At 59.2% G+C, this 26,478-nt stretch carries 23 protein-coding genes; 9 read left to right on the top strand and 14 right to left on the bottom strand.

Features of this window, described 5'->3' with window-relative positions; all coding sequences use genetic code 11:
* Positions 1-583: 583 nt before the first annotated feature.
* The 3 genes from ACZ5DH_RS13425 to ACZ5DH_RS13415 form a co-directional block, all read right to left on the bottom strand.
* Positions 584-3,094, bottom strand: coding sequence for an NAD(P)(+) transhydrogenase (Re/Si-specific) subunit beta (locus ACZ5DH_RS13425; RefSeq protein WP_464254754.1), 2,511 nt, complete (start codon positions 3,092-3,094; stop codon positions 584-586).
* 55 nt (positions 3,095-3,149) lie between these two features.
* A complete protein-coding gene (locus ACZ5DH_RS13420; protein WP_179980264.1) occupies positions 3,150-3,431 on the bottom strand; it encodes an NAD(P) transhydrogenase subunit alpha part 2 in 282 nt (93 codons plus the stop codon).
* 80 nt (positions 3,432-3,511) lie between these two features.
* Positions 3,512-4,684, bottom strand: a complete 1,173-nt coding sequence (locus ACZ5DH_RS13415) for an NAD(P) transhydrogenase subunit alpha (protein WP_464254708.1) — start codon at positions 4,682-4,684, stop codon at positions 3,512-3,514.
* A gap of 422 nt (positions 4,685-5,106) precedes the next feature.
* On the opposite strand from ACZ5DH_RS13415, the gene ACZ5DH_RS13410 reads away from it, so the two are divergent.
* Both ACZ5DH_RS13410 and ACZ5DH_RS13405 read left to right on the top strand, forming a co-directional pair.
* Entirely contained in the window at positions 5,107-5,943 is an 837-nt protein-coding gene (locus tag ACZ5DH_RS13410) for an EamA family transporter (protein WP_464254753.1), read from the top strand.
* 646 nt (positions 5,944-6,589) lie between these two features.
* A complete protein-coding gene (locus ACZ5DH_RS13405; RefSeq protein WP_464254752.1) occupies positions 6,590-6,727 on the top strand; it encodes a hypothetical protein in 138 nt (45 codons plus the stop codon).
* A 405-nt stretch (positions 6,728-7,132) separates the two neighbouring features.
* Here the strand turns inward: ACZ5DH_RS13405 and ACZ5DH_RS13400 are convergent, their stop codons facing one another.
* Both ACZ5DH_RS13400 and ACZ5DH_RS13395 read right to left on the bottom strand, forming a co-directional pair.
* Positions 7,133-7,846, bottom strand: a complete 714-nt coding sequence (locus ACZ5DH_RS13400) for an LrgB family protein (RefSeq protein ID WP_464254751.1) — start codon at positions 7,844-7,846, stop codon at positions 7,133-7,135.
* Positions 7,825-8,220 (bottom strand): CidA/LrgA family protein, encoded by a 396-nt coding sequence (locus ACZ5DH_RS13395; protein ID WP_464254750.1) that lies wholly within the window; start codon positions 8,218-8,220, stop codon positions 7,825-7,827. The genes ACZ5DH_RS13400 and ACZ5DH_RS13395 overlap by 22 nt, the downstream gene beginning before the upstream one ends.
* A 98-nt stretch (positions 8,221-8,318) precedes the next feature.
* Here ACZ5DH_RS13395 and ACZ5DH_RS13390 point away from each other — a divergent pair, with 98 nt between their 5' ends.
* Positions 8,319-9,227, top strand: a complete 909-nt coding sequence (locus ACZ5DH_RS13390; protein ID WP_464254749.1) for a LysR substrate-binding domain-containing protein — start codon at positions 8,319-8,321, stop codon at positions 9,225-9,227.
* Positions 9,228-9,669: 442 nt separating this feature from the next.
* On the opposite strand, the gene thiE is transcribed toward ACZ5DH_RS13390, so the two are convergent.
* Positions 9,670-10,317, bottom strand: coding sequence for a thiamine phosphate synthase (thiE, locus tag ACZ5DH_RS13385; protein WP_464254748.1), 648 nt, complete (start codon positions 10,315-10,317; stop codon positions 9,670-9,672).
* A gap of 11 nt (positions 10,318-10,328) precedes the next feature.
* The gene (locus ACZ5DH_RS13380) at positions 10,329-11,459 is read right to left on the bottom strand and encodes a DUF362 domain-containing protein (RefSeq protein ID WP_464254747.1); all 1,131 of its coding nucleotides are present in this window, start codon (positions 11,457-11,459) and stop codon (positions 10,329-10,331) included.
* Positions 11,460-11,732: 273 nt separating this feature from the next.
* Between ACZ5DH_RS13380 and ACZ5DH_RS13375 the strand changes: the two genes are divergently transcribed.
* Positions 11,733-14,642, top strand: coding sequence for a mechanosensitive ion channel family protein (locus tag ACZ5DH_RS13375; protein WP_464254746.1), 2,910 nt, complete (start codon positions 11,733-11,735; stop codon positions 14,640-14,642).
* Between the two features lie 107 nt (positions 14,643-14,749).
* On the top strand, positions 14,750-15,097 hold the full coding sequence (locus tag ACZ5DH_RS13370) for a cupin domain-containing protein (protein WP_464254745.1): 348 nt from the start codon (positions 14,750-14,752) through the stop codon (positions 15,095-15,097).
* Positions 15,098-15,875: 778 nt separating this feature from the next.
* On the opposite strand, the gene aldA is transcribed toward ACZ5DH_RS13370, so the two are convergent.
* Positions 15,876-17,312 (bottom strand): aldehyde dehydrogenase, encoded by a 1,437-nt coding sequence (gene aldA, locus ACZ5DH_RS13365; RefSeq protein ID WP_464254744.1) that lies wholly within the window; start codon positions 17,310-17,312, stop codon positions 15,876-15,878.
* A gap of 666 nt (positions 17,313-17,978) precedes the next feature.
* Between aldA and ACZ5DH_RS13360 the strand changes: the two genes are divergently transcribed.
* Together ACZ5DH_RS13360 and ACZ5DH_RS13355 are read left to right on the top strand one after the other, a co-directional pair.
* Positions 17,979-18,392, top strand: a complete 414-nt coding sequence (locus ACZ5DH_RS13360) for a hypothetical protein (RefSeq protein WP_464254743.1) — start codon at positions 17,979-17,981, stop codon at positions 18,390-18,392.
* Positions 18,393-18,483: 91 nt separating this feature from the next.
* Entirely contained in the window at positions 18,484-18,948 is a 465-nt protein-coding gene (locus tag ACZ5DH_RS13355; RefSeq protein WP_464254742.1) for a DUF134 domain-containing protein, read from the top strand.
* Between the two features lie 538 nt (positions 18,949-19,486).
* On the opposite strand, the gene ACZ5DH_RS13350 is transcribed toward ACZ5DH_RS13355, so the two are convergent.
* The 5 genes from ACZ5DH_RS13350 to cutA all read right to left on the bottom strand — a co-directional run bounded on the left by ACZ5DH_RS13350 (position 19,487) and on the right by cutA (position 23,207).
* A complete protein-coding gene (locus tag ACZ5DH_RS13350) occupies positions 19,487-19,960 on the bottom strand; it encodes a YbaK/EbsC family protein (RefSeq protein WP_464254741.1) in 474 nt (157 codons plus the stop codon).
* Between the two features lie 284 nt (positions 19,961-20,244).
* Positions 20,245-20,673 carry a DMT family transporter gene (locus ACZ5DH_RS13345; RefSeq protein WP_464254740.1) on the bottom strand — a complete coding sequence of 143 codons (429 nt, stop codon included), beginning with the start codon at positions 20,671-20,673 and terminating at the stop codon, positions 20,245-20,247.
* A 285-nt stretch (positions 20,674-20,958) separates the two neighbouring features.
* Positions 20,959-21,399, bottom strand: coding sequence for a VOC family protein (locus tag ACZ5DH_RS13340; protein ID WP_464254739.1), 441 nt, complete (start codon positions 21,397-21,399; stop codon positions 20,959-20,961).
* A 79-nt stretch (positions 21,400-21,478) separates the two neighbouring features.
* A complete protein-coding gene (locus ACZ5DH_RS13335) occupies positions 21,479-22,432 on the bottom strand; it encodes a carbohydrate kinase family protein (RefSeq protein ID WP_464254738.1) in 954 nt (317 codons plus the stop codon).
* 433 nt (positions 22,433-22,865) lie between these two features.
* Positions 22,866-23,207, bottom strand: a complete 342-nt coding sequence (cutA, locus tag ACZ5DH_RS13330; RefSeq protein ID WP_464254737.1) for a divalent-cation tolerance protein CutA — start codon at positions 23,205-23,207, stop codon at positions 22,866-22,868.
* Positions 23,208-23,576: 369 nt separating this feature from the next.
* Here cutA and nth point away from each other — a divergent pair, with 369 nt between their 5' ends.
* Both nth and ACZ5DH_RS13320 read left to right on the top strand, forming a co-directional pair.
* A complete protein-coding gene (gene nth / locus ACZ5DH_RS13325; RefSeq protein ID WP_464254736.1) occupies positions 23,577-24,263 on the top strand; it encodes an endonuclease III in 687 nt (228 codons plus the stop codon).
* Between the two features lie 117 nt (positions 24,264-24,380).
* Positions 24,381-25,334, top strand: coding sequence for a chemotaxis protein (locus ACZ5DH_RS13320; protein ID WP_464254735.1), 954 nt, complete (start codon positions 24,381-24,383; stop codon positions 25,332-25,334).
* 207 nt (positions 25,335-25,541) lie between these two features.
* Here the strand turns inward: ACZ5DH_RS13320 and ACZ5DH_RS13315 are convergent, their stop codons facing one another.
* Entirely contained in the window at positions 25,542-26,399 is an 858-nt protein-coding gene (locus ACZ5DH_RS13315; RefSeq protein WP_464254734.1) for a MerR family transcriptional regulator, read from the bottom strand.
* Between the last annotated feature and the right edge of the window lie 79 nt (positions 26,400-26,478).

Raw genomic sequence — 26,478 nt, 5'->3', positions numbered from 1 at the left:
TTGAACTTCTCTGGCGGCTGGTGAGCTGACACCCACCTTGAAGGCGCAGGCGCGGCCATCCGCGCTGCCAGGCGCCAAAGCGGGCGTGGCGTAAACAGTAGTGTCTATCCTCAAAGGTACTCTGCTCTCTCAGGATGGACAGTCAGCACACTCCATACAGAAGGCTCGCAGATGCAGGCGCTTTCAGAATACTCTTTACTACCGACCGGCCCCTTACCGTCCGCGCTGCAAGCCTGATGCGACATCTTGAAGGTCACATGCCACTAATATGGCAACAAACATGCCAATTATATAACCTACTTAATTAAATAAGTATTATTGTCACACGTCCTTCATCTGATGCAAAAAAAACTTGCCCTTTATGCGAAGAGTACCTTGTGCAGTACGCAAATGATCCTCGCCTTTCTGAACGGAATGCCACGATGCCTTGCCGCTTTACTGCGGGAAATCGCATAGGTACGCGTTGCAGTCAGACATAAAAAACCGGGTGCGTCCTCCCATACACAGAAAGGGCACACCCGGTTCACTGTCCCGCACGGATGGATTCCGGCAGGAACAAAACCTTCTTATTATCCTGCGCGCTTTACCCCGCCGGGTTTTCGCCCTGGGCATAGGCCAGCAGCTTGTCAAAGCTCCTGGAGGCGTCGCCCGTCATGAGGATCACACCGTCACGGGTATACAGGGGGTTGGGCACACCGGCGTAGCCTGGCTTGTCGTCGTAGTTGCAGATGATGATGTTTTTGGCTTCCTCGGCCTTGAGGATGGGCATGCCGTAAATGGGCGTGCCTTCCGCGCTGTTGGCAGCGGGGTTCACCACGTCGTTGGCCCCGACGATGACCACAAGGTCGGCGTCGGCGAACATCGGGTTTACCGTGTCCATTTCAAGCAGATGTTCGTAGTCCACATTGGCTTCGGCGAGCAGCACGTTCATGTGGCCGGGCATGCGCCCCGCAACGGGATGGATGCCGTAGCTCACCCTGGCCCCCTTGCTTTCCAGAAGGTCCGCGAGCTGCTTGACCTTGTACTGGGCCTGGGCAAGGGCCATGCCGTAGCCGGGCACGATGACCACGTTTCTGGCGTTCTGCACCAGCCTGGCGGCCGCGGCTTCCTTGCTGTCGCCGCCGGACGGGGCGGCTGCCGCCGGGCTTTCGCCCTGGGCGAAGCTCACCAGACGGTCCACGGTCTTGGCCGCGTCGCCCGTCATGAGGATCACGCCCTCGCGGGTATACAGGGGGTTGGGCACGCCGGCGTAGCCAGGCTTGTCGTCATAGTTGCAGATGATGATGCCCTTGGCCTCCTCGGCCTTGAGGATGGGCATGCCGTAGATGGGCGTGCCCTCGGCCGTATTGGCCGCCGGGTTCACCACGTCGTTGGCTCCGATGACCACCACAAGGTCGGTCTCCGCGAACATCGGGTTCACGGTATCCATTTCGAGCAGGTTTTCGTAATCCACGTTGGCTTCGGCGAGCAGCACGTTCATGTGGCCGGGCATGCGCCCCGCAACGGGATGGATGCCGTAGCTCACCTTGACGCCACCGGCTTCCAGCGTGTCCGCGAGCTGCTTGACCTTGTGCTGGGCCTGGGCAAGGGCCATGCCGTAGCCGGGCACGATAATCACGCTTTTGGCGTTCTGCACCAGCCTGGCGGCCGCGGCTTCCTTGCTGTCGCCGCCGGACGGGGCGGCGCTTTGCTCGGCCGGAGCATTGCCCTGGGCGTAGTGCAGCAGGGTATCAAAGGTCTTGGCAGCGTCGCCCAGCATGAGATGCACGCCAGCGCGTTCATACAGGGGGTTGGGCACGCCGGCGTAGCCCGGCTTGCTGTCATAGTTGCAGATGATGATGTTCCTGGCCTTTTCGGCGTCAAGAATGGGCATGCCGTAAATGGGCGTGCCTTCCGCGCTGTTGGCCGCGGGGTTCACCACGTCGTTGGCGCCGACGATGACCACAAGGTCGGCATCGGCGAACATCGGGTTCACCGTGTCCATTTCAAGCAGATGTTCGTAGTCCACGTTGGCTTCGGCGAGCAGCACGTTCATGTGGCCGGGCATGCGCCCCGCAACGGGATGGATGCCGTAGCTCACCCTGGCTCCCTTGCTTTCCAGAAGGTCCGCGAGCTGCTTGACCTTGTACTGGGCCTGGGCAAGGGCCATGCCGTAGCCGGGCACGATGATCACGTTTTTGGCGTTTTGCACCAGCCTGGCCACTTCGGCCTCAGTGGATTTGACAGGGGCCGGAGCAGCGGCGGCGGCAGCCTTGGGCGCGGCCTTGCCGGCGGGCGTGACCACAGAGGATTCGCCAAGCAGGATGGACAGCAGCTTTCTGTTCATGGCCTTGCACATGATGCGCGTCAGCAGAAAGCCCGAAGAGCCGATGATGCCGCCGATGGCCACCAGCAGGGGATCGCTCACCGCAAAACCCGCGATGGCGGCGCACACGCCGCCCATGGAGTTCAGCAGCGAAATGGTGATGGGCATGTCGGCTCCGCCCACGCGGATGGTGAACCCGATGCCGAAGGCCGTGCCCGACAGGAGCATCATGAAGATGAAAAAGCCGAACAGAAAGTGCGGAAACATCGTGCCCATAAGCACGGAAAAGCCCATAACGCCCAGAATGGACAGGATGATCCTGGTGTGGTCGGGCAGGATAATGGGTTTTTGCGGCAGGATCTGGTGCAGTTTGCCCGCGGCCACAAAGGAGCCCGTGATGGTGGTCATGCCCATGGCCATGGCCAGGCAGGCGCTGCCGCGCTCGAAGGCCGTGGGCGCGCCCGTGTCCGTCAGGACAAGAAAGCTCACAATGGCGGCGGCGCCGCCGCCGATGCCGTGCAGAAAGGCTACCATCTGCGGCATCTGGATCATCTTGACCTTGTTGGACAGGGTAAGCCCCAGCGTCATGCCCACGGCAATGGCCAGCCAGAGCGTGGGAGTCGTCATGGAGCCATCCTTGAACATGGTCACAAGAATGGCGAGGCCCATGGCCGAGGCGCAAAAAAGATTGCCCCTGACCGCGGTGGGAACCTTGTTCATGAGGCGCAGACCAAACAGTACTGACGCCACAAGAAGTCCGGCAATGATGTTGTAGGTTAGTGCATTCATGTCACTGCAACCCTTTCTTCTGATTTATGGTTGTAGCAAAGGCCAGAATGAAGGGTTACTTCTTTTTCCCGGCGACCATTCGAAGCATCTTGTGAGTAATGTCAAACCCGCCGAAAACGTTCACAATGGCCATGGCGACGGAAATGGCGCCCAGGATGGTGAAAAAGACGGAGCCCGCAAGATAGGTCGCCGTCACCGCACCAAGAATGATGACGCCCGAAAGGGCATTCATGGCCGACATCAGGGGCGTGTGCAGCAGGCTTGGCACATGGCTGATGATCTTGTAGCCAAGCAGCGTCGCGGCAACGAACACTGCCAGCAGGGTAATTGGGGTCATATGCTCTTCCTTGAATTTTTTTCCGGGCCCATGCGCAAGTGCCCGGGCGGCGCCTGCCGCCCGGGCACTCAGTTATAGACTTACAGCCCCATGGCCTCACGCGCGCCACGATGGACAATCTGCTTGTCGATGGTGGTCAGCGTGGATTCGATGATGGGATCGCTCTTGTCCAGCACGATCTTGCCGTCCCTGGCCAGGAAGGAAAGCAGCTGGTACACGTTGTTGGCGAACATCCAGGTGGAGCTCGTGGGCATCATGCCGGGGATGTTCTTGGTGCCGTCAATGGTCACGCCGTGCTTGACCACCACTTCACCGGCCTCGGTCAGCTCGCAGTTGCCGCCCTGGTCGATGGAGATGTCCACGATGCTGGAGCCGGGAGCCATAGAGGCCACCATTTCCTTGGTGATCAGGATGGGGGCCAGCTTGCCGGGGATCAGGGCGGACAGGATGATGATGTCCGAATCCTTCACCAGGGGCTTCAGGGCCTCACGTTCCTTGTTCAGCCATTCGTCGCTCAGGCGCTGGGCATAACCGCCCTCGCCAATGGCCACGTCGGCGGGCACGCCCACGTCAAAGCTCTTGGCGCCAAGGCTCGTGGACTGCTCGCGCGCGTCGGGACGGATGTCCACCGCGGTCACAACGGCGCCAAGGCGCTTGGCCGTGGCGACGGCCTGAAGACCGGCCACGCCCGTGCCGATGACCAGCACGTTGGCGGGTTTGATGACGCCCACGGCCGTGCCCACCATAGGCATGAACTTGGCCAGACGGTTGGCGGCCATGAGCACGCCCTTGTAGCCGGCCACGGTGCTCATGGAGGTCAGGGCGTCCATGCCCTGGGCGCGCGAAATACGCGGGATGCCGTCAAGCGTGATGCTGATCACGCCCGTGGCCGCCAGCTTCTTCATCATTTCATGGTTCACCGGCGCGGCGGGATGCAGGAACGTGATCAGGTACTGGCCGTCACGCACCATTTCCGCTTCGTGCTTGTTCACCTTTTTATTGAACAGGGGTTCCTTGACCTTCAGGATCACGTCGGACTTGGCAAAGATTTCCTGAACGTCTTCAACAATCTTGCCGCCAGCTTCGACATAGGCGGCGTCAGAGAAGAACGCGCCGTCGCCCGCGCCCTTCTCGACCAGAACCGTGGCGCCTTCGCCAACCATCTTTTTGACGGTATCAGGAGTTGCGGACACGCGGCGTTCGCCGTGCATGATTTCCATCGGCACACCGATAGTCATACCCTGAAACTTCATTATAAGACTCCTTGGGGTTACGGGTGTTCAATAAAAAGGCATCAACGGCAAGCGCCGTGGTGACAACACAGGAAGCAAGACATATGCCAAGATAGAAAGCAAGACATATGCCAAGGACCCTCAATATAATATTACATTTAATTTTAGAGTGTTATAAAAATATTTCCCGCCTGTCTCCCCAAATGGGGCACGCGAAGGATGCACAACAGCATTACTTTGCGAGATTTTTTTGAAGATAAACCGAAACTGGTTTAATCGCGACTTCGCCATGCCGCGATGTGGCATGCATCACTCAGGAGCCAGACCCAAAAGAGAACTACGTCTTCAATGCGCTTTACTGATAACGTATACAGAAGTTACAAGAGCCACTCACCCGCAATTTCCGATTGCCAAAGCTGCCTGATGCGCGTAGTGGATTTTTCATGCCATCTTATATAGTGCTTACAGTATTGTTTGCCGCCCTTTTGCATGCATTATGGAATATCATTGTCAAGGGCGGTGAAAACAAACTTTTTGAAGCTGGCCTGAACGCGCTGGGCGCAGGGCTTGGCGCGGCATGCATTGTGCCTTTTCTGCCGCCCCTTCTGCCTGAGGCATGGGCATACCTTGGCATGTCCTGCATTTGCCATTTCACGTACTATATCTGCATTGCGGAAGCCTATAAGAAAGCAGACCTTTCTTTCAGCTACACTATCATGCGCGGATGCGCTCCGTTGCTGACGTCACTGGCCATGCTCTTTTTCGGCGTGTCGCTGAGCCTGGGCGCGTGGTGCGGCGTACTGCTGCTGTGCTGCGGCATTTTCTGTCTTGCCGGGGACAACGCGCGGCGCGGCGCGGACAGAAGCGCCATATTGCTTTCCCTGCGCACGTCCTTTGTCATCATGGGCTACACGCTGGCAGACGGCCTGGGCGCCCGGCACAGTGGCAGCGCGGTGAGTTACGCCTGCTGGATTTTCGTGATCAACATCTTTCCGCTGAACACCTTTATTTTCTGGCGGCATGGGCTGAGCTACGCCCGGTATCTGCGCAAACGGGCCGCCATCGGGCTTTTTGGCGGCCTGGCCGGTCTTGGGTCATACGGCATAGCCATCTGGGCCATGACCATCGCCCCTATTGCCATGGTGGCGGCCCTGCGTGAAACCTCGGTTATTTTCGGCATGCTGCTGGCCGTGTTTCTGCTGCATGAAAAATTTACGCTCTGGCGGGGAATCGCCGTGGTCCTTGTGGCGTGCGGGGCCATGATGCTGAAGCTGGCATAAAAAAACCGGGCAGCGCAATGCCACCCGGCGGATTTTGAACATTTTCGTCTGGGACGCCCATACGGCTGGCGGGCGGAGTGATACGTAAACGCAGCCCCGTCCGCTGCCTGCAATGCTCCGGCACCTTCAGCCGTTTCGGCGCGAACGCCCCTGCTTTCTAAACCATTGCAGCGCAAAGCTACTGATAAAACCTCATGGGTGGCGACAGGGATTATTTCATGCAATCCCTGTCGCCATTCGTGCGGCTCGCGGACGGGCCAGCAACTGCCGCACCTGGCGGGCATGGCGTCGCCACCTTCCCCCTGCATACCCAACCATCCGGCAAAGGTCGCCGTGCCTGCTGCCTCCATTGCCATGATCTTGCGAAAAAGAGTGCTGGGTCCATTTGAAAATGGCGTGAAAGCTCACTGATGGAGCCATACTGCTTCATGCCTTTTCAATAACGACGGTTTCCACTTCCTTCATGATGCTCTTGAATGAACACCTTCAATGAAAGACAGGGGAGCGCCGCCGGACATAAAAACAGACCCCGCCCGGTACAGACCGGGCGGGGTTGCAAGGAAGCTCACAGGGTTGAGCATGGGCGTCAGGCGGGCGTTCTGGGTAGCGCCCGCCTGACGCTTCGGGGTTGTCACAGGAGGAGGGTGTGGACAATCCAATCTGCGGTCAGCCCCTGCCTGGAAGGCTGGCCGGCTTCACCTTTAGCGGGAGCAACAAACTAATGGCAAAAGCCGTGCCAGACATGAGAGATTTATTTAACCATTTGCTTTTTTTAAATAATTAATAAAATCACCATTAGGACTTCACCTTGTGAGTGCGGCAATTTTACTCACGACTTTGCGCAACATGAGTAAAAATTACGCATCATCTCTTTCACACAGCAGGCGCACCGTCCGGCACCCCGGCTCCAATCCCGAAAAATTTTTTGTAATACTGTAGGATACAATAAAAATTTTAAAGGGTGGGGGCGTGGGGGAGGAGCCCCTTTTATAAAAGGGGCTCCTCCCCCACAAGACATTTCAATGAGTCGGCACTCTGCATCTAGAGCAGATTAACTTTGAAATACTTCACATTTCAAAGTGTTCATTCAGCCGAAAATCGCATTTTCGGCTGAATCCACACCACTTTGTGGCGCGCTGCACTTTCGTGCAGCGTTAGAGCATTTACACTTTTTCAAAGGTAAAATGCTCTAGCCAAAAACCGGCACGCGCATCAGCAGCCATACCGCAACAGGAGCCAGGGCTGCGGTAAAAATACCCGCAAGTATGAGCGCCAGCCCGCCCATGGCTCCCTGCTCTTCCCCTTCTTGCAAAGCCGCCGCCGTGCCCTGGGCATGGGATACCGTGCCAAGGGCCAGCCCTCTGGCAAAGGGATCGGCCACATGGGCCAGATTCAGGGTCCACCCGCCGATGAGGGAACCAAGCGTGCCGGTGGCCACCACAAAGGCAGCCGTCAGCGACGGTATGCCGCCGTACATCCCCGCGACCTCGATGGCAAAAGGAATGGAAGAACTCTTGGGAAGAATGGATATGACCACTTCCTGAGGCAGGCCGCCGACCTTTGCCAGCAATCCCGCCGAAAACATGGCCACAAAGGTTCCCGCGCACACGCTGCCCATGATGGCGAGCGCATAGCGCAAAAGCACATGGCGGTAACGGTACAGGGGCAGAGCCAGCGCAACCGTGGCCGGGCCAATGAAGGCTGTCATGATTTTCGCCGAGGGTTCGTAAACCGCGTAGGGAATATCAAAAAACACCAGCACGATGATCACGGCGGCGGCCCCAAGAGCCACGATATTCAGCAGGGGGTGCTTGTAGCGCAGGTACAGCGCACGCACCGCCATATAGGCCAGCAACGTGCCCAGAATGCACAGCACCGTGCTTATGCTTGCGTAGGATTGCACGACTCGCCCTCCTTCTTGCGCGCCCTGCGGCGCAATGCCCTGCCCAGCAGCCCCACGGTCAGCAAGGGCAGAATGGCGCTGATGACAATGGCCACAAGCAATATCCAGCCATACTCATAAAAAACGCCGCCCCACTGCATGAGGCCCACGGCCACGGGCACAAAGAAAAACACCATGTGCTTGAGTAAAAAATTCGCCGCCGCGCTGATGTGCCGCTCCTTGATGACGCCCGTGAGCAAAAGGAGAAAAAGCACCACAATGCCAAAAACATTGCCGGGCACCGGCAGGCCCACGGCGCGCACCAGCCAGTCCGAACCCCAGAACAAACCCGCCAGAATGGCCATCTGCCACAAAAACTTCCACGTCTCTTTCATGTCCGCCTACCACCAGGTTGAACGCGACGCATACAACCGCGCCGCTTGCCTTTTGACGCAGACTATATAATGGTCACATTCATTACAAATGAATAAAAATGACAATAACCATCAAAATTGGTGAACACATGGAACTGGCAGACCTGCGAACCCTTGTCAGCGTTATGGAGGCGGGCAGCATTACCGCCGCGGCCAAGGAACTGAACCGTGTGCCCTCGGGCGTGACCACGCGCATTCTCCAGTTGGAGGAAGACCTGGGAGTGCAGCTCTTTCTGCGGGAAAAAAAACGGCTCTACCCGACGGACAAGGCGCAGACCCTGTACGGATACGCCCGCAAGATACTGGCAATGGTGGATGAGGCCGAAGACCGCGTCAGGGGCATGGCCCCTGGCGGCAAATTCCGTATCGGCGCGCTGGAAAGCGCGGCGGCCGTACGCCTGCCTGAAGTGCTGGCGCGGCTGCACGCGGGCTACCCGCAAATCTCGCTGGAACTGATCATCGGCACCAGCCGCTCGTTGTATGAAGATATGCTGGAAAACAGGCTGGACGCGGCCTTTGTGGTGGACATGCCCGAGGACGACAGACTGGAGCGCATGGACGCCTTTGCCGAAGAACTGGTGATCATCGCGCCGGATGGGCATGCCCCCATTCGTTGCCCTGACGACATCGGGCGCAAGACAGTGCTGGCCTTTCAGGGCGGCTGCGCCTACCGCAACCGTCTGGTCAACTGGTTTCGGGCTTTCGGGCGCGAGCCGGAGCGCATAGCGGAACTGGCCTCCTACCACGCCATTGTGGGCGGCGTCACCGCCGGCATGGGCGTGGGCGCTGTGCCGGAATCAGTGCTGCACCTGTGCCGCTCCGAAGGCATTCTTTCCGTGCATCCGCTGCAACACCCCCTGTGCAAGGCCACCACGGAACTGGTCTGGCGCAAGGGCATGCTCTCCGCCAATATGACGGCCCTGCGGCAGTGCCTTCACAGGCAGGAACCCGTGACGCCCGGCAACTGATTGGAGATCTGTCACTTTGGAATGCTTTGTGGGGGAGGGACGCTTTTGCAAAAGGGTCTCCACACCCACACCCCCTGAACCTCTTAGTATATTTTAACATATTACAACGAGTTTTTGACCTGAAGCGGGCGATCCAAAAAGCTGCCTCCAGGCAGTACACCATCACAAATATCTATGCCCACCCCGCAGTGAAGGCACGCCGCAAACGCGGCAGGCGCATGAACAAAGGCGGGACGCCCCGTCAGCAACAGAGCGCCCCGCCATTGGTAAAGCTTAGAGCATTTCAACTTTGAAAAAGTGTAAATGCTCTAACGCTGCACGAAAGTGCAGCGCGCCACAACGTGGCGTGGATTCAGCCGCAAATCGCATTTTTCGGCTGAATGAACACTTTGAAATGTGAAACATTTCAAAGTTAATCTGCTCCAGTAAGCTTGAGCCTTGTCTAGCCGCGCAAACCCTCGGCCATGGCTTCGCGCACGGCCCTCACGCTGGCGGCAATGTCAGGCGCGCCCACCAGTTCGGACACAAGGCAGCAGCAGCGCGCGCCATGGCGCGCCACATCGCCGATATTGTGGGTCTTGATGCCCCCAATGGCCACAAAGGGCAGGTCACTATTGGCGGCAACCCAGTCCAGATAGTCAAAGCCCACAGGGGCCACCACGTCTTCCTTGGTCTGCGTGGCAAAAATGGGTCCCACGCCCAGATAGTCCGCCCCAAGGCCCCTGGCCGCCAGTGCCTGCTCCGGCTCATGCGTGGAAAGCCCGATGATCACGTCCGGTCCCACCAGGCTGCGCACATCGGGCACAGGCAGATCCTCCTGCCCCACGTGCACGCCATCAGCCCCCACCAGCATGGCTATGTCAATATGATCATTAACGATAAAGCAGGCTCCTGACTCCCTGGTCAGGCGGCGCAGCAGGCGGCACTCTTCAAGCATTTCACCGCCCTTGAAGCACTTTTCGCGGTACTGCAAAATGCGTACGCCAGCCCCCAGCAAGGCTGAGGCCACTTCCTCAAGCGGACGGCCCAGGGAAAGACGCGAATCCGTGATGGCATATATATCCGTTTCACCGGGAAGAATTCTGGGCATGTTCGGCTCCCTTATTTTTTTACGGCTGCGATGGCGCGGCGTATGCAGCTCTGCACAAAGCGTGCGGGATGAAAAGAGGTGTGGGAAAGTTCTTTGGGCAGCTCAAAACCGCGAGCGTCGAAATTTTCGGGCCGCAGCAGGGGAAAGGTCACTTCCGTGCCCGACGCGGCGCTGCCCTGCGCCTTGCGGCGCGCCAGGGCGGCCCCAAGAGGCACGGCCTCGGGCGCAAGCCCGAAGACGGCGTACAGGACTTCGTCCAGGGCCACGGCTGAGGCGCTGGCCCCCATCAAATGCAGCACAAAAGGTTTGCCGCCGGACGGCCCGGTGACGTGCATGGCCACGCCGCCGTCGGACAGGGCCGCCACTGGCGGCAGGGCGGCCCACAGGGCGGCCAGGCAGTCCGCAAAATACTCTGGGTCGCGCCCCTCGCGGGCATGGGCCACAGCCTTGTGCAGCCCGGTCACGCAGCCAAAACAGTTCTTGACGGCCAGGGTAAGCAGCATCTGGCTGTGCGCCTTGACCCTTGGCAGGGAAAGAATGAAATCGCACTCCTGCACGGCGCGCGCCACATGAAAGCGCGCCCCTCCCTTGCCGGAATGCCCTGATCGGGAGCCTTGGGGCAGGGGTAGCGTCACGGGCACCGGCCTGTCGAGCTCGCGCACCTCAAGGCCCAAGGGCCGCAGGGCGCTCTCAAGCCCGATGGCGCGCGCCACCGACCCGGCACGGCCAAACCCCGGCGAATCCGCCACGGCCATCTGCGCACCGTGGTCACGCAGCCAGCGGCAGGCGGCGGCCACCACCCCCGGCGACGTGCACGCCAGCGGCCTGCCCATGAGCAGGTTGGGCTTCACAAGCACCTTGGTTCCCACCTTGAGGGAGCAGGACTGCGCAATGCGGGCGGCGTCCAGCACTTCTCCCACCAGCTGGTCAAGGGATCGGCGGTCGTAACCTTCGCAACGGGCAAGAGCCACGGGCACGGCATGGGCTGAAACTGACGGTTTTTCCATTGGCCGAATATGCCGCTGAGCGGTCGCCTTGTCCAGCCCCGGCCGCGCCCCAGGGCCTGCGGCCAGCCTTGAAAACCGCTGCTCCGTCCAATTTTGCCGCGTGGATATGCCTCGCGCGCCTGTTTTTTGCGGCATGGCGCCCTCCCGCGCGGCCATGCGGCTCTTCCACGCTCCAGCGGCAAAGCGGCCACGTCATCACGACATGGCGCAAAGACCGCCGCATCAGGAGGCATGGTGCAAAGGCCGCCGGGCTTCTGCCGCCCCTGCGCTCTTTTCAAAGCCTGGATCTTGGCGTATGCATTCAGAACGGTGTAATGGCAATGATGTCACGCCGTTTTCCTGCCGCCCACGGGAGAAATCCCCATTCGGGCAGTGACTAAAAATCCGGCATATCCCTTGAGGTTGCTCATGCACTCCATATCCCGTTTTTTTGCCTTCTTTCTTTTGATCCTGTGCTGTTTCGTGACGGAACAGCGGGCGCTGGCCGCCGACGCTGCCGCGCCGCAGGAACCGGCCGCCACCGCCGCCGAAAAACCCAAACAGGACAATGCCGCCCCCGCAGGCGGCAGCCCTGCCAGTAGCGCCGACACAACGCCCGCGCCCGCCGCGCAGCCGGCCCCCCCGGTTGCCGTGCCTGTAAGCCCCGAAGGCGTGCCTCCGGCCGCCTCTGCTTCGCCTGTCACGCCCCCGGCCGACTCCGGAGCGGCACCCTCCGCCCCGCAACCGGAAAAGGCCGAAAAACCGGAAAAAACCGATAAAAAAGAGCCCGCCAAGCCCAAGGCCGAAAAAAAGGCCCCGGTCAAGCCCAAGGCCGATAAAAAAGAGACCGCCGCGCCCAAGGCCGACAAGGGTGAAGACCGCCCTGCCGGAGCCGACAAAAAAGAAGCCCAGGCCGGCGAACAGGCGGCCGAGCCGGAAGAGGAAAAAAGCGGCGTGCTCCACGACCCCTGGTCAATGGTCTGGAGCAACCAGCACAACATGCTCGATGAGGTCAACGCCAAGGCTCTGGCCATGAGCGACTCCTTTGGCGACCGCGCCTTCAACGTGAGCGAGAAGGTGCAGCCCTTTATTGAAGAGGCGCGCCGTCTGCTTGTGCTGAGCAACACCTACAAAAACTGGCCCAACGCTATGGAGGCCGTCAGCCGCCGGCTGACAGTGACCATAACCGAAGTGAACAAGATTCTCGCGCCCATGATGGCTGCGAGGGGCGAGTCGCAGGCCCTGCTCGAACGCATCAGCTATCTTGCCGACAGCCTGCCCGAAGACCTGCACGACGAGCGCCTGAGCACGGAAATGCAGGAATACATCCGCTCGCTCGCCATGACCCGCCTGCGGCTTACGGCGGTGCTGGCCCAGTATGACACGGCTCTGGCCCCTTCGCTGGCCCTGCTCAACCGGCTGGAAAAAACCCGTGAAGAAATCGCCACCCAGCTTCCCGCCCTGTGGAAGGACTATTACCTGCAAAAGCCGGTTCCCTGGCTCAGCACGTCGGCCTGGACGGACTTTTCCAAGCAGATGACCTATTCCTACCAGGGCATGCTGCTGCGCATTCCCGTTGAAGTGCCCATAACGCTGGAAAGCTGGGGCACGGCCATTCTGCGGTTTTTCGTCTGCCTGCTGTTCACGGGCGTCATTACCGTGATGTTCTCACGCCGCTGGCTCCACGAAAAATCCTCTCCGGCTGTCAAACACATCTTTCATGTAAGCCTGCCCTGGCTTTGTGTGGGCCTGGCTCTTCTTGGCAGTTCTCTGTCCGCGTCGGGCGAGTTTTTCAGGCTGTTTCTGGCATTCGGCAACCTGAGCCTCATTGTGGCCCAGATATATCTGGCCTGGGATCTGCGGCGGCTCAAATATCCCGAGGTGCAGCTTGAGCGCTCGCCCCTCTGGCATCTTATCCCGCTGACTCTGTGCGCCTATGTGCTTTTGTACCTGCCGCTGGTCAAGCCGCTGGTGGTTCTTATCTGGATGGCCCTGCTCATTGTGGACATTGTCCGCATGCGCCGCCGCAAGGAACAGGACCTCGGCCCCCTGCACGCGGAAACGTCGGTACTGGAAACAGAACCCGTGGTGCTGTGGATATGCCTCGTCATGGCCATTTTCGGCCTGCACCTGTACAGCATGGTGCTCTACCTCTGCTTTGTGTCCTGCTCCCTTGCGCTGCAACTGTCGCTGGGCGGCATGAGCTTTGTGACCACCGTGAGCGAAAAGCTGCCCCAGGAGGGCGTGCGCGCCGCTCTGGCCCACATGGCCGTGGCCCTGGCCGCTCCCGTGGTGCTGGTTGTGGCCTTTATGGGCGTCACCCTGTGGGTGGGCACCCTGCCCGGCGGCCTGCCCCTGCTGCAATACTACATCCTGCGGGGCGTCAATGTGGGGGCAACGCAGTTCAACATCCTGCATTTGCTCATGATCGTCAGCGCCTTCTACATCACGCGCACAGCCGTGAGCATGGGTTCGCGCTTTCTGGGCCGCCTGCCCAAGCAGGGCCTGCAGATAGACGCCACGCTCATTCCCCCCATACAGACGGCGTTTTCCTACGCCCTCTGGTGCTTCTTCGGCCTTTTCGTACTCAAGGCCCTTGGCATGGAACTGAGCAACCTCGCCATGGTGGCTGGTGGTCTTTCCGTGGGTATCGGTTTTGGCATGCAGACCATCGTCAACAACTTCCTTTCCGGCCTCATCCTGATTTTCAGCCGCACGCTGCAGGCTGGCGACGTGGTGGAAGTGGGCGGCACCCAGGGGCGGGTACGCAAGATCAGCGTGCGCGCCACCATGGTGGAAACCTTTGACAATGCCCTGATCATCGTGCCCAACTCGGAATTTGTGGCCAGCCGCCTCATCAACTGGACGCGCAACAGCCGCACCGTACGCAAGGAGATCAAGATAGGCGTCGCCTACGGCAGCGACACTGCCGTTGTCATGCGCATTTTGCTGGCCACGGCCAACGCCAACAGCAATGTGCTCAAGTATCCCCCGCCGTCCGTGAACTTTGCCGACTTTGGCGCCAGCACCCTTGATTTCAGTTTGTCCTTCTGGGTACGCGACTATGACGTGGGCACGTCCACCGCGTCGGACATCCGCCTGGAAATAGAAAAAGAGTTCCGCAAGCAGCGTATTGAAGTGGCCTTCCCGCAGCTGGATGTCCACATCAAGGATATTGCGCCCCGCCTGAAAAGCCCCCGCCCGTCATCGGAACAGCCGACGGGCAAGCGGCCCACCAGGCGTCCCCGGCGCAGGCCATCCGCCCCGGCGACGGAAGCGGAAGGCGCAACGGCCAAGCCCGAACAGAGCAAGGCTGAAGATGACGAAGACGAATCATAGGCAAGGCAGAACGCGTCCGGCCCGGCCCGCCACCGCCCGGGACCGTACTGCGTCACGGCTGCTGCCCCACCAGGGCCGCAGACAAACACAAGGCACAAGGAGAACGTATGATCTATCGCGCTGACGCTCTGGACGGATTTGAAAAAGAAATGTTCGGCGGTCCCGGAACCACCAAGTTCACCAAGATCGTCAATGAAGAAGGCCTCGCCGGCAAGGGCCGTCTGTTCAACGTGGTGAACCTCAAACCCGGTTGCGCCATTGGCAGCCACAAGCACAATGGCGAACTGGAAATCTACTATGTGCTCAAAGGCCAGGGCACCTATGACGACAACGGCGCGTCCGTACAGGTCAAAACCGGCGACGTCACTGTCTGTAATGACGGTGAAGTGCACGGCATCCTTAACAGCGGCACTGAAGACCTGGATATGATCGCCCTTATCCTGTTTACGAAGTAGCGGCGGCCAAACGGAAGTGTCTGCCGGGCGGGCCTGCGGGTATGCCTGTCGGGCATATTCCGGGGCAAGGTTTCGCTGGAATGCTTTGTGGTTGAAATGCTTTGTGGGGGAGGGACCCTTTTACAAAAGGGTCTCCTCCCCCACACCCCCACCCCCTAAAACTCCTGGTGTATTTTCGTATATACCAATGAATTTTCTGATCTGGGGCGGGGCAGCGGCAACGTCTTCAAGCACTTTCCCAACGTAACTCTGCCCAGAGGCGTGAACGCAAACACTGGAGAAGCCTTCCGGCTTCTCCAGTGTTTTTTTCGAGCTGTCCGTTTTTCGGCCTGCTAGTTTATTATGGTCTGCCAGCTTTCGGGGCCAATGGTGTTTTCCACAGCCCGACGCCGAGAGTTACTTGAGCATTTCAGCCTGGCGTGTTCAGTTGGCTTCTCCGTAAAGAGCCGGTAGTTCCTTTCATCCGCAGACTGTTCAAGACAGTGTCGTCACGAGATGAATTTTCAGTTATATCAAGGAGAACGAGCCTTTTATGCAGGGAGTGTACTCTGATGGTACTCGACCGGAATAAAAGGCGACGTTCGACGCAAAGATAACTGTAACGGCGCTCGTGACCACACTGTCTAAGGAAGCACTTATCAAAGAGCCTTTTGGAAACGCGCAGTTGTTTCGTTTGGCAAGGCGCGATCTTTTTTTGAAGCAGGAGTGGACTCTTCCGTCCTCGACTGTTTCAAAAAAAATGAAGCAACGCCGCCAAACGGAACAAATCAGCGTTTCCCTAATACTGAATGTAGGCCACGTGGGTCTGCAGATATTCCATAAGCCCGTGCTTGCCGTCGGCTCCGCCTATGCCGGACTTGCGCCAGCCCGCGTGGAACCCCTGCATGGCCTCGAAGTTTTCGCGGTTCACGTAGGTTTCGCCAAACTTCAGCTTGTTGACCGCCTCAAGGGCGTTGGAAATGTTGCTCGTGTAAATGGACGAGGTCAGGCCGTATTCGCAGTCATTGGCCAGAACGATGGCCTCATCCAGCTCGCGGAAGGGCAGCATGGGCAGCACAGGGCCAAACACTTCCTTACGCACGATCTCCATATCCTGACGGCAGTTGCGCAGCAGGGTAGGCATATAGAAATACCCGCTTCCCTTTGGCGCGCGTGCCCCGCCAGTGACCGTTTCCGCGCCGTCGGCCTGGGCGCGCTTCACCATGCCTTCGATCTTCTCAAGGTGTTCGGCGCTGATCTGGCTGCACATGTCCGGCGCGGGATCATCAAAGGGGTTGCCCATACGTACGCTGTTAAAGGCCACGGCCAGTTTTTCCGTAAACTGGTCGGCAATGCTCTCATGCACATACAGACGCTCGGCACAGTTGCACACCTGACCGCTGAAGATGGTGCGCGAGGCTGTGACGGCCTTGACGGCCAGATCCAGATCCGCGTCCTGGCACACAATGGCCGGGGCCTTGCCGCCCAGTTCCAGCGAAACCTTGGTAACATTTTCCGCGCTGGCGGCGATAATGCGTTGCCCGGCCTCAACACTGCCGGTGAGTGAAATCATGTCCGCCTGCGGGCTGGACGCCAGGGCCTCGCCCATGCTGCCGCCGCCCCCCGTGATGATGTTGAGCACGCCCGCGGGCAGATCCACCTCTTCGGCCACCAGCCTGGCAAATTCCATTGTGGTGGCCGGGGCCACGCTGCTGGGTTTGATGACGGCGGTGCAGCCCACCAGAAGGGAGGGGGCGACCTTGCGGGCCATGACAAAGAAGGGGAAATTCCAGGGGCAGATGCCCACAACCAAGCCAATGGGCTGACGGTACAGCAGGATGTTTTCGCGCGGGCGGTCGCTCTGGATGATCTCTCCTTCATAGATGCGCGCCCAACCGGCATAATAGTCAAAGTAGTCTGCCGTAAAATCCACTTCCACCTGCGCCAGGGGATGGGTCTTGGCCTGCTCCTCAGCCAGAATGCGGCCCAGATCAAGGCGGTGTTTGCGTATGACGGCGGCAATTTTTTTCAGATATTCCGCACGGGCCGCCGAGGTCAGGGCGGCCCAGCCGCTCTGCGCCCTGGTGGCGGCCTCAAGGGCGGCCATGGCGTCTTCGCGCCCGCCATTGGGAGTATGGGCCATTATTTTTCCGGTTGAGGGATTTTCCACTTCTATCATGGTGTCCGACAGACCGGGAACCAGTTTACCGTTGATGAACTGCAAATATGTACGCATGTTCTCTCCTTGGTTTGCACCAAGTTAGCCATAAAACAAAACCAAGGTAAAGCCGCCCGCAGACGCCGCAGGACGCTCCCTTGCGGGGCTCCTGCGCAAAACTTTCCAGAATGATTGTCATTTTCATTATTCCCAAAATGAATATGGCACTTCGCATATCTGTATGGTCTGGCTGAACCTTGCGCAACCGCGCTCAGGCAAAGGTTCGCCAGCACCTTTGCCTGAATCCCCCTCACCTGAAATCCTATATCCTTAACGTCAGGGCGCGCCCGTCTCGGACATGCCAGCACCTGCACAGGCAGCCGGCGTGCGGCCTTCACGGGAAACGCCCGCGCCGCGGCCAGCACCCTTCAACAGCATTTCGTTGGACACTGGCGAACACCGACGCAGCCGCCAGAACTGTTCACCTGGAATTGCCACATGGTGATTACGCAGATCTGGCAATTTTTTCTTCCAGACAACCTGCCGGTTTAAAAAAACATCCTTGTCCGCCCGCGCGTTTTTGCAGCCACCGGGCAGAGAATTTTCGATATTTTGACATTTTGTTATTGACATATGCCATAAACAGACTGTACGTTATTTTTGACATATGTCGATAATAACCATGCGTCCATGGGCGCATGCAACAGCCAACAACAGAACTAATCAACATCAAGGAGATGCTATATGTACAATGACAATCAGAACAATCCTCAGGAGTTCCGCCCGACGGGTCGCGGCAGGCGTGGCGGCATGCATGGCGGCAGGTTCGCCGCTGATGATATGCGCCAGGACGGACAGGGCATGGCCCAGTGCCGGCGCCACGGCGGCAACGGCGGCCGTGGGCGCGACGGGCAAGGCTATGGTCAGGGCATGGGTATGCGCCAGAATGGCCAGGACGTGGGAATGCCTCAGGATGCTCAGAACATGGACATGCCCCAGTGCCGACGCCATGGCGGCAACGGCGGCCGTGGGCGCAACGGGCAGGGTTATGGACAGGCCATGGGTCAGTGCCGGCGCCGCAGCGGCATGTCCCAGAGCCGGAGCACGCTCCCCGGATCTGCCCCCGCGAACCCCGCAGGTGACGGCACGGACGATTAAGGGTATCCTGCCCTCATTACCCGTTTGCATCGCCTGATGCCAAAAGGCCGCTCCCAACCGGGGCGGCTTCACGAGTTACCGAGAGAAGCCCATGCCAAGACCCAAAAAATGGCGCAGAGTCTGCTGCATGCCCCAGAGCACCTGTTTCGGCCCCATGGTCGGGCCTGACGGCGGCCCCGCGCCGGAGGGGGGCGCATCTGGACGCGGCATGCGCCCCGGCGGCCCCGGATCGGGGCGCGGCGGACGCGGAAGTCACGGCGGGCGCGGCGGCCACGGCATGCACGGCACGCACGCTGAAGCTGTGGTCATGACTGTGGACCAGTATGAAGCCGTCCGCCTGATCGATCTGGAAGGATTTACGCAGGAAGCCTGCGCCGAAAAAATGGAGATCGCCCGCACCACCGTGCAGAGCATCTACGCGGAGGCGCGCAAAAAACTGGCCGACGCCCTGGTCAACGGTAAGATGCTGCGCATAGAGGGCGGCGAATACAAACTTTGCGAAGGCTCGGATCAGCCCTGTGGTCACGAGGGCTGCCATCACAGGCGGCACTTTTAAGGAAATACTGATTTATTCGCGCTTGGCGTTGTTGCTTCGCCGTTTTTGAGGGAGGCAGGACGGAAGAGTCCAGCCCCCCTCAAAAATGGCTCGCGCCTAGCCAAACACGAAAACTCAGCATTTCCAGGCATTGCTTACAAGATTATGGGAGCCATTTAATCAGCGGTTCCTTAAAACAGCTTGTCGTTGAAAACCGCCCTGCGGCCGCATGGCCTGACGCTCGCCGTGCAGACGCAGGCTGTGGGCATCCGCGCCAATTATTTGTGCCAGTCGTTTGCGCCAGCTGTTTGTGCCGGTTATTTGCGCCAGTCGTTCGCGCTGTCACGTCCGAAGCGGCGTCCTCAACCTTTGTGAATATACATTGGCAAAGGTTTTTTGTTCCGGGCTCCCCTTGCCGTGCGAACACATCTTCTCGCTACTTTTCAAGGCTCCCGCTCCGGCGTTGGCAACACGCAGAACCTGAAGGCCTCCAGGAGCGAGAGGGCCAGCGCCAGAATGCGGCTGCGCCCCGTTTTGTGCATCACCGCGTCCGGCCCGCTCAGGCTGGCTGGTCCTCCTTGCACACGTCAATCCAGGTTCCCCCGGTGATGCGCTCAAGCTCGTCCAGCGTCAGGCGTACCGCATTATTGGGCGCGCCAGCCGCAGGGTATACGGGGTCAAAGCGCCTGAGGCTCGCGTCAAGATACACGCGCACTGTGTCGTGCAAAGCGAAAGGGCAGACGCCGCCCATGGGATGCCCCACCATGTCCGGCAGGTCTTCAGGCTTGATGAATCGGGGCTTGCAGCCAAAAACATCCTTGAACTTGCGGTTGTCCAGCCTGGCCGTGCCCATGACCACCAACACCATGGGGCCGTCCACACCCATGACGGAGAGACTTTTGGCAATACGCCCCGGCTCACACCCCACCGCCGCTGCGGCCAGGTCCACAGTGGCGCTCGACACCTCAAATTCCATATAGGCCTCAGCCAGACCGTAATTTGCCAGCACGGCCTTTACCGCATCCACACGCATGATCCATCCTTGGTTGTATGTCTTGCCACAGCAGGGCAAAGAAGCTTTGAGAACAGACATCCTCAAAGCTTCCGGAACGCCCGACACGCCGCGTAACCGCCAGATAACCAGCGTTTGCGCCTTCACGCAGGCACCTTGCGCAGTCCCGACGCGTTTCTTTACGATGGCAAACGGCCAGACTACCGCCTGCACGGCAGTTCGTCCCTCCCCGCACCCAGGGTGCCGCTGCCTGGAAATTACGGGGGCGCCACGTTGCGGAAGGCTCACGCCCCGCCGTGTTACACCTAGCGCCGATAGACCAGAGCCAGCCCGGCCAGCACCAGAACAAAGCCCAAAAGCCTGCGCCAGCCGAACGGCGTCACAGGCACACCGAACCAGCCGTAATTGTCAATAATGGCCGCCATAAGCAGGTTGCCGAAAATCATGGCCAGGGCCGTGACCAGCACTCCAATGCGCGGCACGGCGATTATGCTGCTCAGCACCATGGCGGCCCCTAAAATGCCGCCTATCCACTGCCAGGGAGGCGCTTCGGTTAACCGCCAGATTTGCCCGCGCCCGAAAAAAAGCATGGCGAGCCCAAGTAACAGCGCCCCGCCGGCAAAAGAGACGAAGCTGCTTTCCAGCACGCCCACCGTACGGCTCAGGGCCGCATTGATGGGCGACTGCATGGCCGTCAGGAAACCCGCCAGAATTATAAGAGTGATGTACAGCATGATCCCTCCGGCAAAGTCTGGAAAAGAATCCCCGTATCATAGAGCGATTTCACGTTGCAATTGCTCTGGCGACCGCACGAACAGGCGCTCGCCGTGAAGGCACAGGCACGGCGTTATCTGCCCTGTTATGCGCCAAAGCGGGCACATAGGAAACAGTGAGAATGTGCAGCATTTCAAAAGCAACCTGATCCAGCGCGCGTATCTGTAAAAGGGGACTCCACTTCAGTGGTCAGACGATTTGCTCCATCCACCGCCGGACACGAGGGCACGGGGGCGCAGGGAGGGTTATTGGCCGTCCCGCAGAAAAGGCGTGTGGGCAATGGCCATGAGCAGGCCTTCCGGGCTGAGAAAACGGGTAACGGTCTGCCCCCAGGGTTCCAGTTGCAGCCGAACCAGCAGGGTATAGCCGTTTTCTTCCAGCAGTCGGGTGGCTGCTTCAATATCCTCCACATCCAGCTCAAGCCACGCCTGCGGCGCCGGAACGTCTTCCGGCCACTGCGCGCTGCCAAAGCAGGAAAGCGCGGCCTTGTCCAGAGGCCAGAGGGCAAAATGCTTCACGCCGTCCACAGCCTGCGTGTGCCAGTATCCGTCGTAACCCTCTGTGTGTTCAAGCGGCAGGCCGAGCAGATCCCTGTACAGGCGCTCGCTCTCCTGCTGCCTGCCTACCACGGGGCCGAAGCCTGAAACAAAAAGGACCCTTATGCCTTGCGGCAGGGTATGCTGCATGCTGTCTCCTCTCATGACAGGGCAGGCAGGCCGGGCGCGAGGTTTCTGCTCCGCCCCGGCCGCCTGCTGCCGGGCAGTGTTATACGCCCCAAATGCCCTTGGGCACCGGCCCGAAAACGGCCTCGTACCGCTGGCAAAAATCTGCGGGCGTAAATGTGTGTTCCTGCGTGCCCAGCTTTTCCAGGGCAAAGCTCGCGCTGACGGAACCAAGCCTGGCGGCTTCCGGCATGGCAAGGCCATGCACCAGCCCCTTGATAAGTCCCGCGCGGTGAGCGTCGCCCGCACCGGTGGGATCCAGCACCTTGCTGATGGGCACGGACGCGATGCGGATGTTTTCGCCATTGCCGCGCACCTGCGCGCCTTCCGCGCCAAGAGTGGTCACAAGCCACTGGGTGCGCGCCGCGATCTCATCCTCGCTCTTGCCCGTGGCCTTGCAGATCATGTTCAGTTCATAATCGTTGGTGATGCAGGCCAGCGAGCCTTCAATGGCGTCAAGCAGTTCCTCGCTGGTGAGCACGGGCAACTGCTGGCCGGGATCAAAAATATAGGGCACGCCCTTTTCACGGTACAGGCGGGGCAGGCGGCGCATGTCTTCCACATTGCCGGGGGATACGATGGCAAGGTCCTGCCGGGCGTCAAGGCCTGGGAAAGCATACTCCGCGGACAGGGTCATGGCGCCGGGATAAAATCCGGTGATCTGGTTGCTGTTCATGTCCGTGGTGATGTAGCACAGGGCCGTAAACACGTCGTCCGCACGGCGTATGCCGTCCAGAGGCAGGCCGTGGGCGGCCAGCGTCAGGGCGTAGGATTCGAAATCACGTCCGGCCGCCGCCACAATCACAGGCTTTTCACCCAGCAGGGCAAGGGTATAGGCAATATTGCCCGCGCAGCCCCCACGCCTTTCGTCCATGCCGTCCACCATGAAGCTGACATTGATCATGTGCAGCTTGTCCATGAGGATATGATCCTGAAAGTTGCCGGGAAAGGTCATAATGCGGTCAAAGGCCAGCGAACCGGAAACGTAAATGGCCATAGGGTCCTCGCGTTATATGGTGAAAAACATTTTGATTGGGGTGCTCCGGTGACGCACCGGGCCAGCCCATACACGCCTGAAGCGCTTTTACTCTGAAAAATCCGCCCTTGTGCTCTCACCGCGCCTGACATGCGCGGACATGCGCCTAGCCCGCGGCTGGCCCGCGTGTGGCCCGCACAGGTGGCGCAAACCCCATAAGCCGCCGCACTGCGTGAGGGCGTGCGCCATAAAGGCGCAAGCGCCAAGTATCCGCGCTGTCACGCGCCGAAGCGGGCGCTTTCAATCCTTGAGAACATACATTCTCAAAAAAAATTTGCTCTAGAACTGTTAACGAGTAAAATGGGTTAACTGCCCTGCAGGGATTTTCAGGAAAATCCTTGCCACGAAATGCGAGCAGGCAGGCTTGTGCCTGCCGTAAGCGAGCATTTCACGGTTAAATGCTCTGGTCGTCTGCAAGCTCGGGCGGACGGCTGTTTTCCTCAATCCAGTCCAGAAAAGGTCCGTGCCCCGCCTCAATGGGCACCGCCACCATGCAGGGAACCTCATAACTGTGCAGGCGCTTTACCGCCGCCTCAAAGGCTGGCAGGGCCGCACGGCTCACCTGGGCCACAAGCAGATATTCTCCGGCGTCATGCACCTGACCGCGCCAGCGGTATATGGAGCGCGCGCCGGGCACAATGTTGACTCCGGCGGCAAGCCCTTCGCCCACGAGCGTTCTGGCAAGCACGAGGGCAAGCGCTTCATCGGGGGCAGTGACGTAAACCAGAAAGGACATGGTCTTCCTCCGCCTGTGGGTATCTGGCGGCAAGTTTATACGCAAACGCGCAAAAAAACAAAGGCCGGGCAGCCATGTACAAATTTACTCTGGGACGGGCCGCCTTGGCGGCCCGCAAGCCCCAAGGCTGTTTTGCGCGGACCCGATATCGGCCCGCGACAGGCCCGCACAGGCGTTTGCCTGTTTACGGCCGGCCCATACTCTGGCCCGCGACAAGCCAGTATCTGCCAGTGGCTGGCACCGCTGGCCCGGAGCCTGATTCGCGACGGACCACGCCTGCCATACCGCAATCCCGTGAATGCCGCACGACGGGCCAACGCATCCCGCGTAAAACTTGCGGGCAGTTTGCGCCTGTGGCATATGTCAACCATGAGCACGAAGAACACCCGCCCGGCCCGGGCGCAAAAAGTTCTTGAGGCGCTGCGGACCCGCTACCCCAAACCGCACACCCATCTGGACGCCGAAACCGCCTGGCAACTGCTGGTAGCCACGGTGCTGGCCGCCCAGTGTACAGACGCCAGGGTCAATACCATCACTCCGGAACTGTTCCGCCGCTGGCCCGGCCCCGGAGAGATGGCGAAAGCAGGCATTGAGGAAATAGAGGCGGTCATCCGCCCCACAGGGTTTTACCACAGCAAGGCCAAAAACCTGTTGGGAGCGGCTGCCCGCGTATGTGACGTTTACGGTGGGCAGGTGCCCAAAACCCTTGAAGAACTCATCACCCTGCCCGGCGTGGCGCGCAAGACGGCCAATGTGGTGCTGTTCGGGGCTTTTGGCATCAATGAAGGGCTTGCTGTTGACACGCACGTAAAACGCATCAGCTACCGCCTTGGACTGACTGAAGAAACCGACCCGGTGCCCATTGAGCGCGACCTCATGAAGCTTTTTCCGCGTGAGGACTGGGGCGATGTGAACCACCGCATGGTCTGGTTTGGCCGTGAAGTGTGCGAGGCGCGCAAGCCCCTGTGCGGCCGGTGTGAAATGGCGGAGTTCTGCCCAAAGCTTGAGCCCCCCAAAACGCCGCGCCCGCAACGCAAGAAAACGGCCACGCCTTAAGAGTTCGGTTTTCTGGCCGATGAGAACAGCAGCGCCAGACTATTTACCAGGTGCTCCCCCCCACGTTTTGAACAAGACTCAGCCGTTCAACCGGCTCGGATAGACAGGAAGAAAGCCATGTCGCAGAACAGCTTGCTCAACGTCAACAACAATGAACTTGAGATCATTGAATTTATCATCGACGAGAAGCAGCCGGACGGCAGCACCTACAGCGGGCACTATGGCATCAACGTGGCCAAAGTGCTCGAGATCATTCGCCTGCCCAACATCACCAGCGTGCCCAGCAAGTGCGACCCTTCGGTGCTCGGCACCTTCAATCTGCGGGGCAAGGTGCTGCCTATCCTCAATCTTGCCACATGGCTTGGCAAAACCATGGCCGAAGAGTCCAACGCCAAGGTCATCGTAACGGAGTTCAGCGGGGTGCAGGCGGCATTTCTGGTCTCGTCCGTCACGAGTATCCACCGCATGACCTGGGACCGCATCGAGCCGCCGAACCAGTACGTGCAGACCTACTCGCGCGACAGCATCACCGGAGTGCTGCGCATTCAGGACAGAGTGCTCTTTATCCTGGATATGGAAAAAATTCTGGCCAGCCTGGACAGCACGCTGGACATGTCGCAGATCAAGGTGGATACCTCGCCCGTTGAGGGCGCGGCCCAGTTTCATCTGCTTGTGGCCGACGACTCCAATTCACTGCGCCACATCATCAAATCCTCGCTGCAAAAATCCGGCTTTCAGGTCACGGCTGTGGCCAGCGGGCGTCAGGCCTGGGATTTTCTGCAAAAAACCCGCGACGAGGCCCAGGCCCAGGGCAAGGAACTTACCGACATCGTTCATCTGGTCATTTCGGACATCGAAATGCCCGAAATGGACGGCCACATGCTCACGGCAAAAATTCGCGACACTCCCGGCATGAACACCCTGCCCATCATCCTCTTTTCTTCGCTCATCACCGAGGCCCTGTACGCCAAGGGCGTCAAGGTGGGGGCAGACAAGCAGGTGTCCAAGCCCGACCTGCCCGGCCTCAGCAAGATCATTCGTGAGCTCATTGCCGAAAAACTGAACAAGTAGCCGCCCGTAACAGGCGCGTGCTGTTAAAAAAAGCCCCATTGCAGCGCAAGACGCTGCAATGGGGCTTTGAAATGCTTTGCGGGGGAGGAGCCCTTTTGCAAAAGGGTCTCCTCCCCCACACCACCACCCCCCAAAACTCTTAGCGTGTTTCAGGGCATGTTACCTTTAAAAAAGGGTACATGATCTAACGCTGCCCTATTCCTGCCCCTAAGCCCTATCCTGCGCATGCCCCGGCCCCTGAGCCTCATCCCCGGTGGCGCATACCGAAACGCAGTACTTTGCCACATACTCGAGGGGGTTTGCCGAAACGATGTAACTGGCCATGTCATAGCCGTACATGTGACCATTGATGACCCAGCCGCGCTGCTTGATGGCGTCCACCATGCGGCTGTAGGCCTCTGCATGGCTCTGGGGGGCGCCCTTGTGGTACAGCCTCGCGTACAGTCCGGCTGGCCGGATGCTCATATTTTCGCGGCTGGTTTCCCTTGATGCGCCGCAAAAAAAATAATCCGCAAGATACACGCGGCTGGAAATCTTTTGCTTTTCGGTCATAAAACCAAGAGGCATGGGCACAGGACGCCCCTGCTTTTCAAACTTTTCCACAAATTCGGCGAATATTTCAATGGAACCTTCTTCGGTTGTCTGGTCTTCTTCGCTCACGGGCGTCATTTCAAGCCGCTCTTCCGACATTTCTACAAGATCCAGAACGTCATAACGGGCGTTCAGCGCTTCATGCCCAAAGGCTATGGTCGCTTCGAGCATTTTTTGCCTGGCGGCCATACGCATGCGCTCCCGGTGCAGAAGCCGCTTTTTTCCCTCAAGATGCGTCAGCAGGCCCGCCGGATCGGGTTCCTGCATGAAGGCGCGAATTTCCTTCAGCGAACTGCCCGTTTCCTTGAGCATGGTCACCATGTCAAATTCATAAAACTGCCCGATGTAGTAGCGTCTGTAGCCATTTTCCGACACGATGCGCGGTTTCAGCAATCCTTCCTTGTCATAAAACAGCAAGGTGTCTTTTCGCGTTCCGCACAGTCTGGCGAATTCTCCCGTGCTCAAATACTTCATGCGTCCCCCTTGACTCTGGAGTTACTCCATACCTTATGGTGACCGACGCCACTGTGAAAAGCAAGATTAATAGCAAGAT

The sequence above is a fragment of the Desulfovibrio simplex genome (assembly GCF_055387835.1).
This window is presented reverse-complemented; position numbering and strand designations above follow the sequence as displayed.

Coding starts and splice junctions, on each gene's coding strand:
- ACZ5DH_RS13355 (WP_464254742.1), top strand. CDS start 18,484: ATGCCAAGACCCAAAAAATGGCGCAGAGTCTGCTGCATGCCCCAGAGC.
- cutA (WP_464254737.1), bottom strand. CDS start 23,207: ATGTCCTTTCTGGTTTACGTCACTGCCCCCGATGAAGCGCTTGCCCTC.
- ACZ5DH_RS13420 (WP_179980264.1), bottom strand. CDS start 3,431: ATGACCCCAATTACCCTGCTGGCAGTGTTCGTTGCCGCGACGCTGCTT.
- ACZ5DH_RS13390 (WP_464254749.1), top strand. CDS start 8,319: ATGACAATAACCATCAAAATTGGTGAACACATGGAACTGGCAGACCTG.
- ACZ5DH_RS13395 (WP_464254750.1), bottom strand. CDS start 8,220: ATGAAAGAGACGTGGAAGTTTTTGTGGCAGATGGCCATTCTGGCGGGT.
- ACZ5DH_RS13360 (WP_464254743.1), top strand. CDS start 17,979: ATGTACAATGACAATCAGAACAATCCTCAGGAGTTCCGCCCGACGGGT.
- ACZ5DH_RS13425 (WP_464254754.1), bottom strand. CDS start 3,094: ATGAATGCACTAACCTACAACATCATTGCCGGACTTCTTGTGGCGTCA.
- ACZ5DH_RS13320 (WP_464254735.1), top strand. CDS start 24,381: ATGTCGCAGAACAGCTTGCTCAACGTCAACAACAATGAACTTGAGATC.
- ACZ5DH_RS13345 (WP_464254740.1), bottom strand. CDS start 20,673: ATGCTGTACATCACTCTTATAATTCTGGCGGGTTTCCTGACGGCCATG.
- ACZ5DH_RS13340 (WP_464254739.1), bottom strand. CDS start 21,399: ATGCAGCATACCCTGCCGCAAGGCATAAGGGTCCTTTTTGTTTCAGGC.
- ACZ5DH_RS13415 (WP_464254708.1), bottom strand. CDS start 4,684: ATGAAGTTTCAGGGTATGACTATCGGTGTGCCGATGGAAATCATGCAC.
- ACZ5DH_RS13315 (WP_464254734.1), bottom strand. CDS start 26,399: ATGAAGTATTTGAGCACGGGAGAATTCGCCAGACTGTGCGGAACGCGA.
- ACZ5DH_RS13370 (WP_464254745.1), top strand. CDS start 14,750: ATGATCTATCGCGCTGACGCTCTGGACGGATTTGAAAAAGAAATGTTC.
- ACZ5DH_RS13375 (WP_464254746.1), top strand. CDS start 11,733: ATGCACTCCATATCCCGTTTTTTTGCCTTCTTTCTTTTGATCCTGTGC.
- thiE (WP_464254748.1), bottom strand. CDS start 10,317: ATGCCCAGAATTCTTCCCGGTGAAACGGATATATATGCCATCACGGAT.
- ACZ5DH_RS13410 (WP_464254753.1), top strand. CDS start 5,107: ATGCCATCTTATATAGTGCTTACAGTATTGTTTGCCGCCCTTTTGCAT.
- ACZ5DH_RS13380 (WP_464254747.1), bottom strand. CDS start 11,459: ATGCCGCAAAAAACAGGCGCGCGAGGCATATCCACGCGGCAAAATTGG.
- ACZ5DH_RS13350 (WP_464254741.1), bottom strand. CDS start 19,960: ATGCGTGTGGATGCGGTAAAGGCCGTGCTGGCAAATTACGGTCTGGCT.
- nth (WP_464254736.1), top strand. CDS start 23,577: ATGAGCACGAAGAACACCCGCCCGGCCCGGGCGCAAAAAGTTCTTGAG.
- ACZ5DH_RS13335 (WP_464254738.1), bottom strand. CDS start 22,432: ATGGCCATTTACGTTTCCGGTTCGCTGGCCTTTGACCGCATTATGACC.
- aldA (WP_464254744.1), bottom strand. CDS start 17,312: ATGCGTACATATTTGCAGTTCATCAACGGTAAACTGGTTCCCGGTCTG.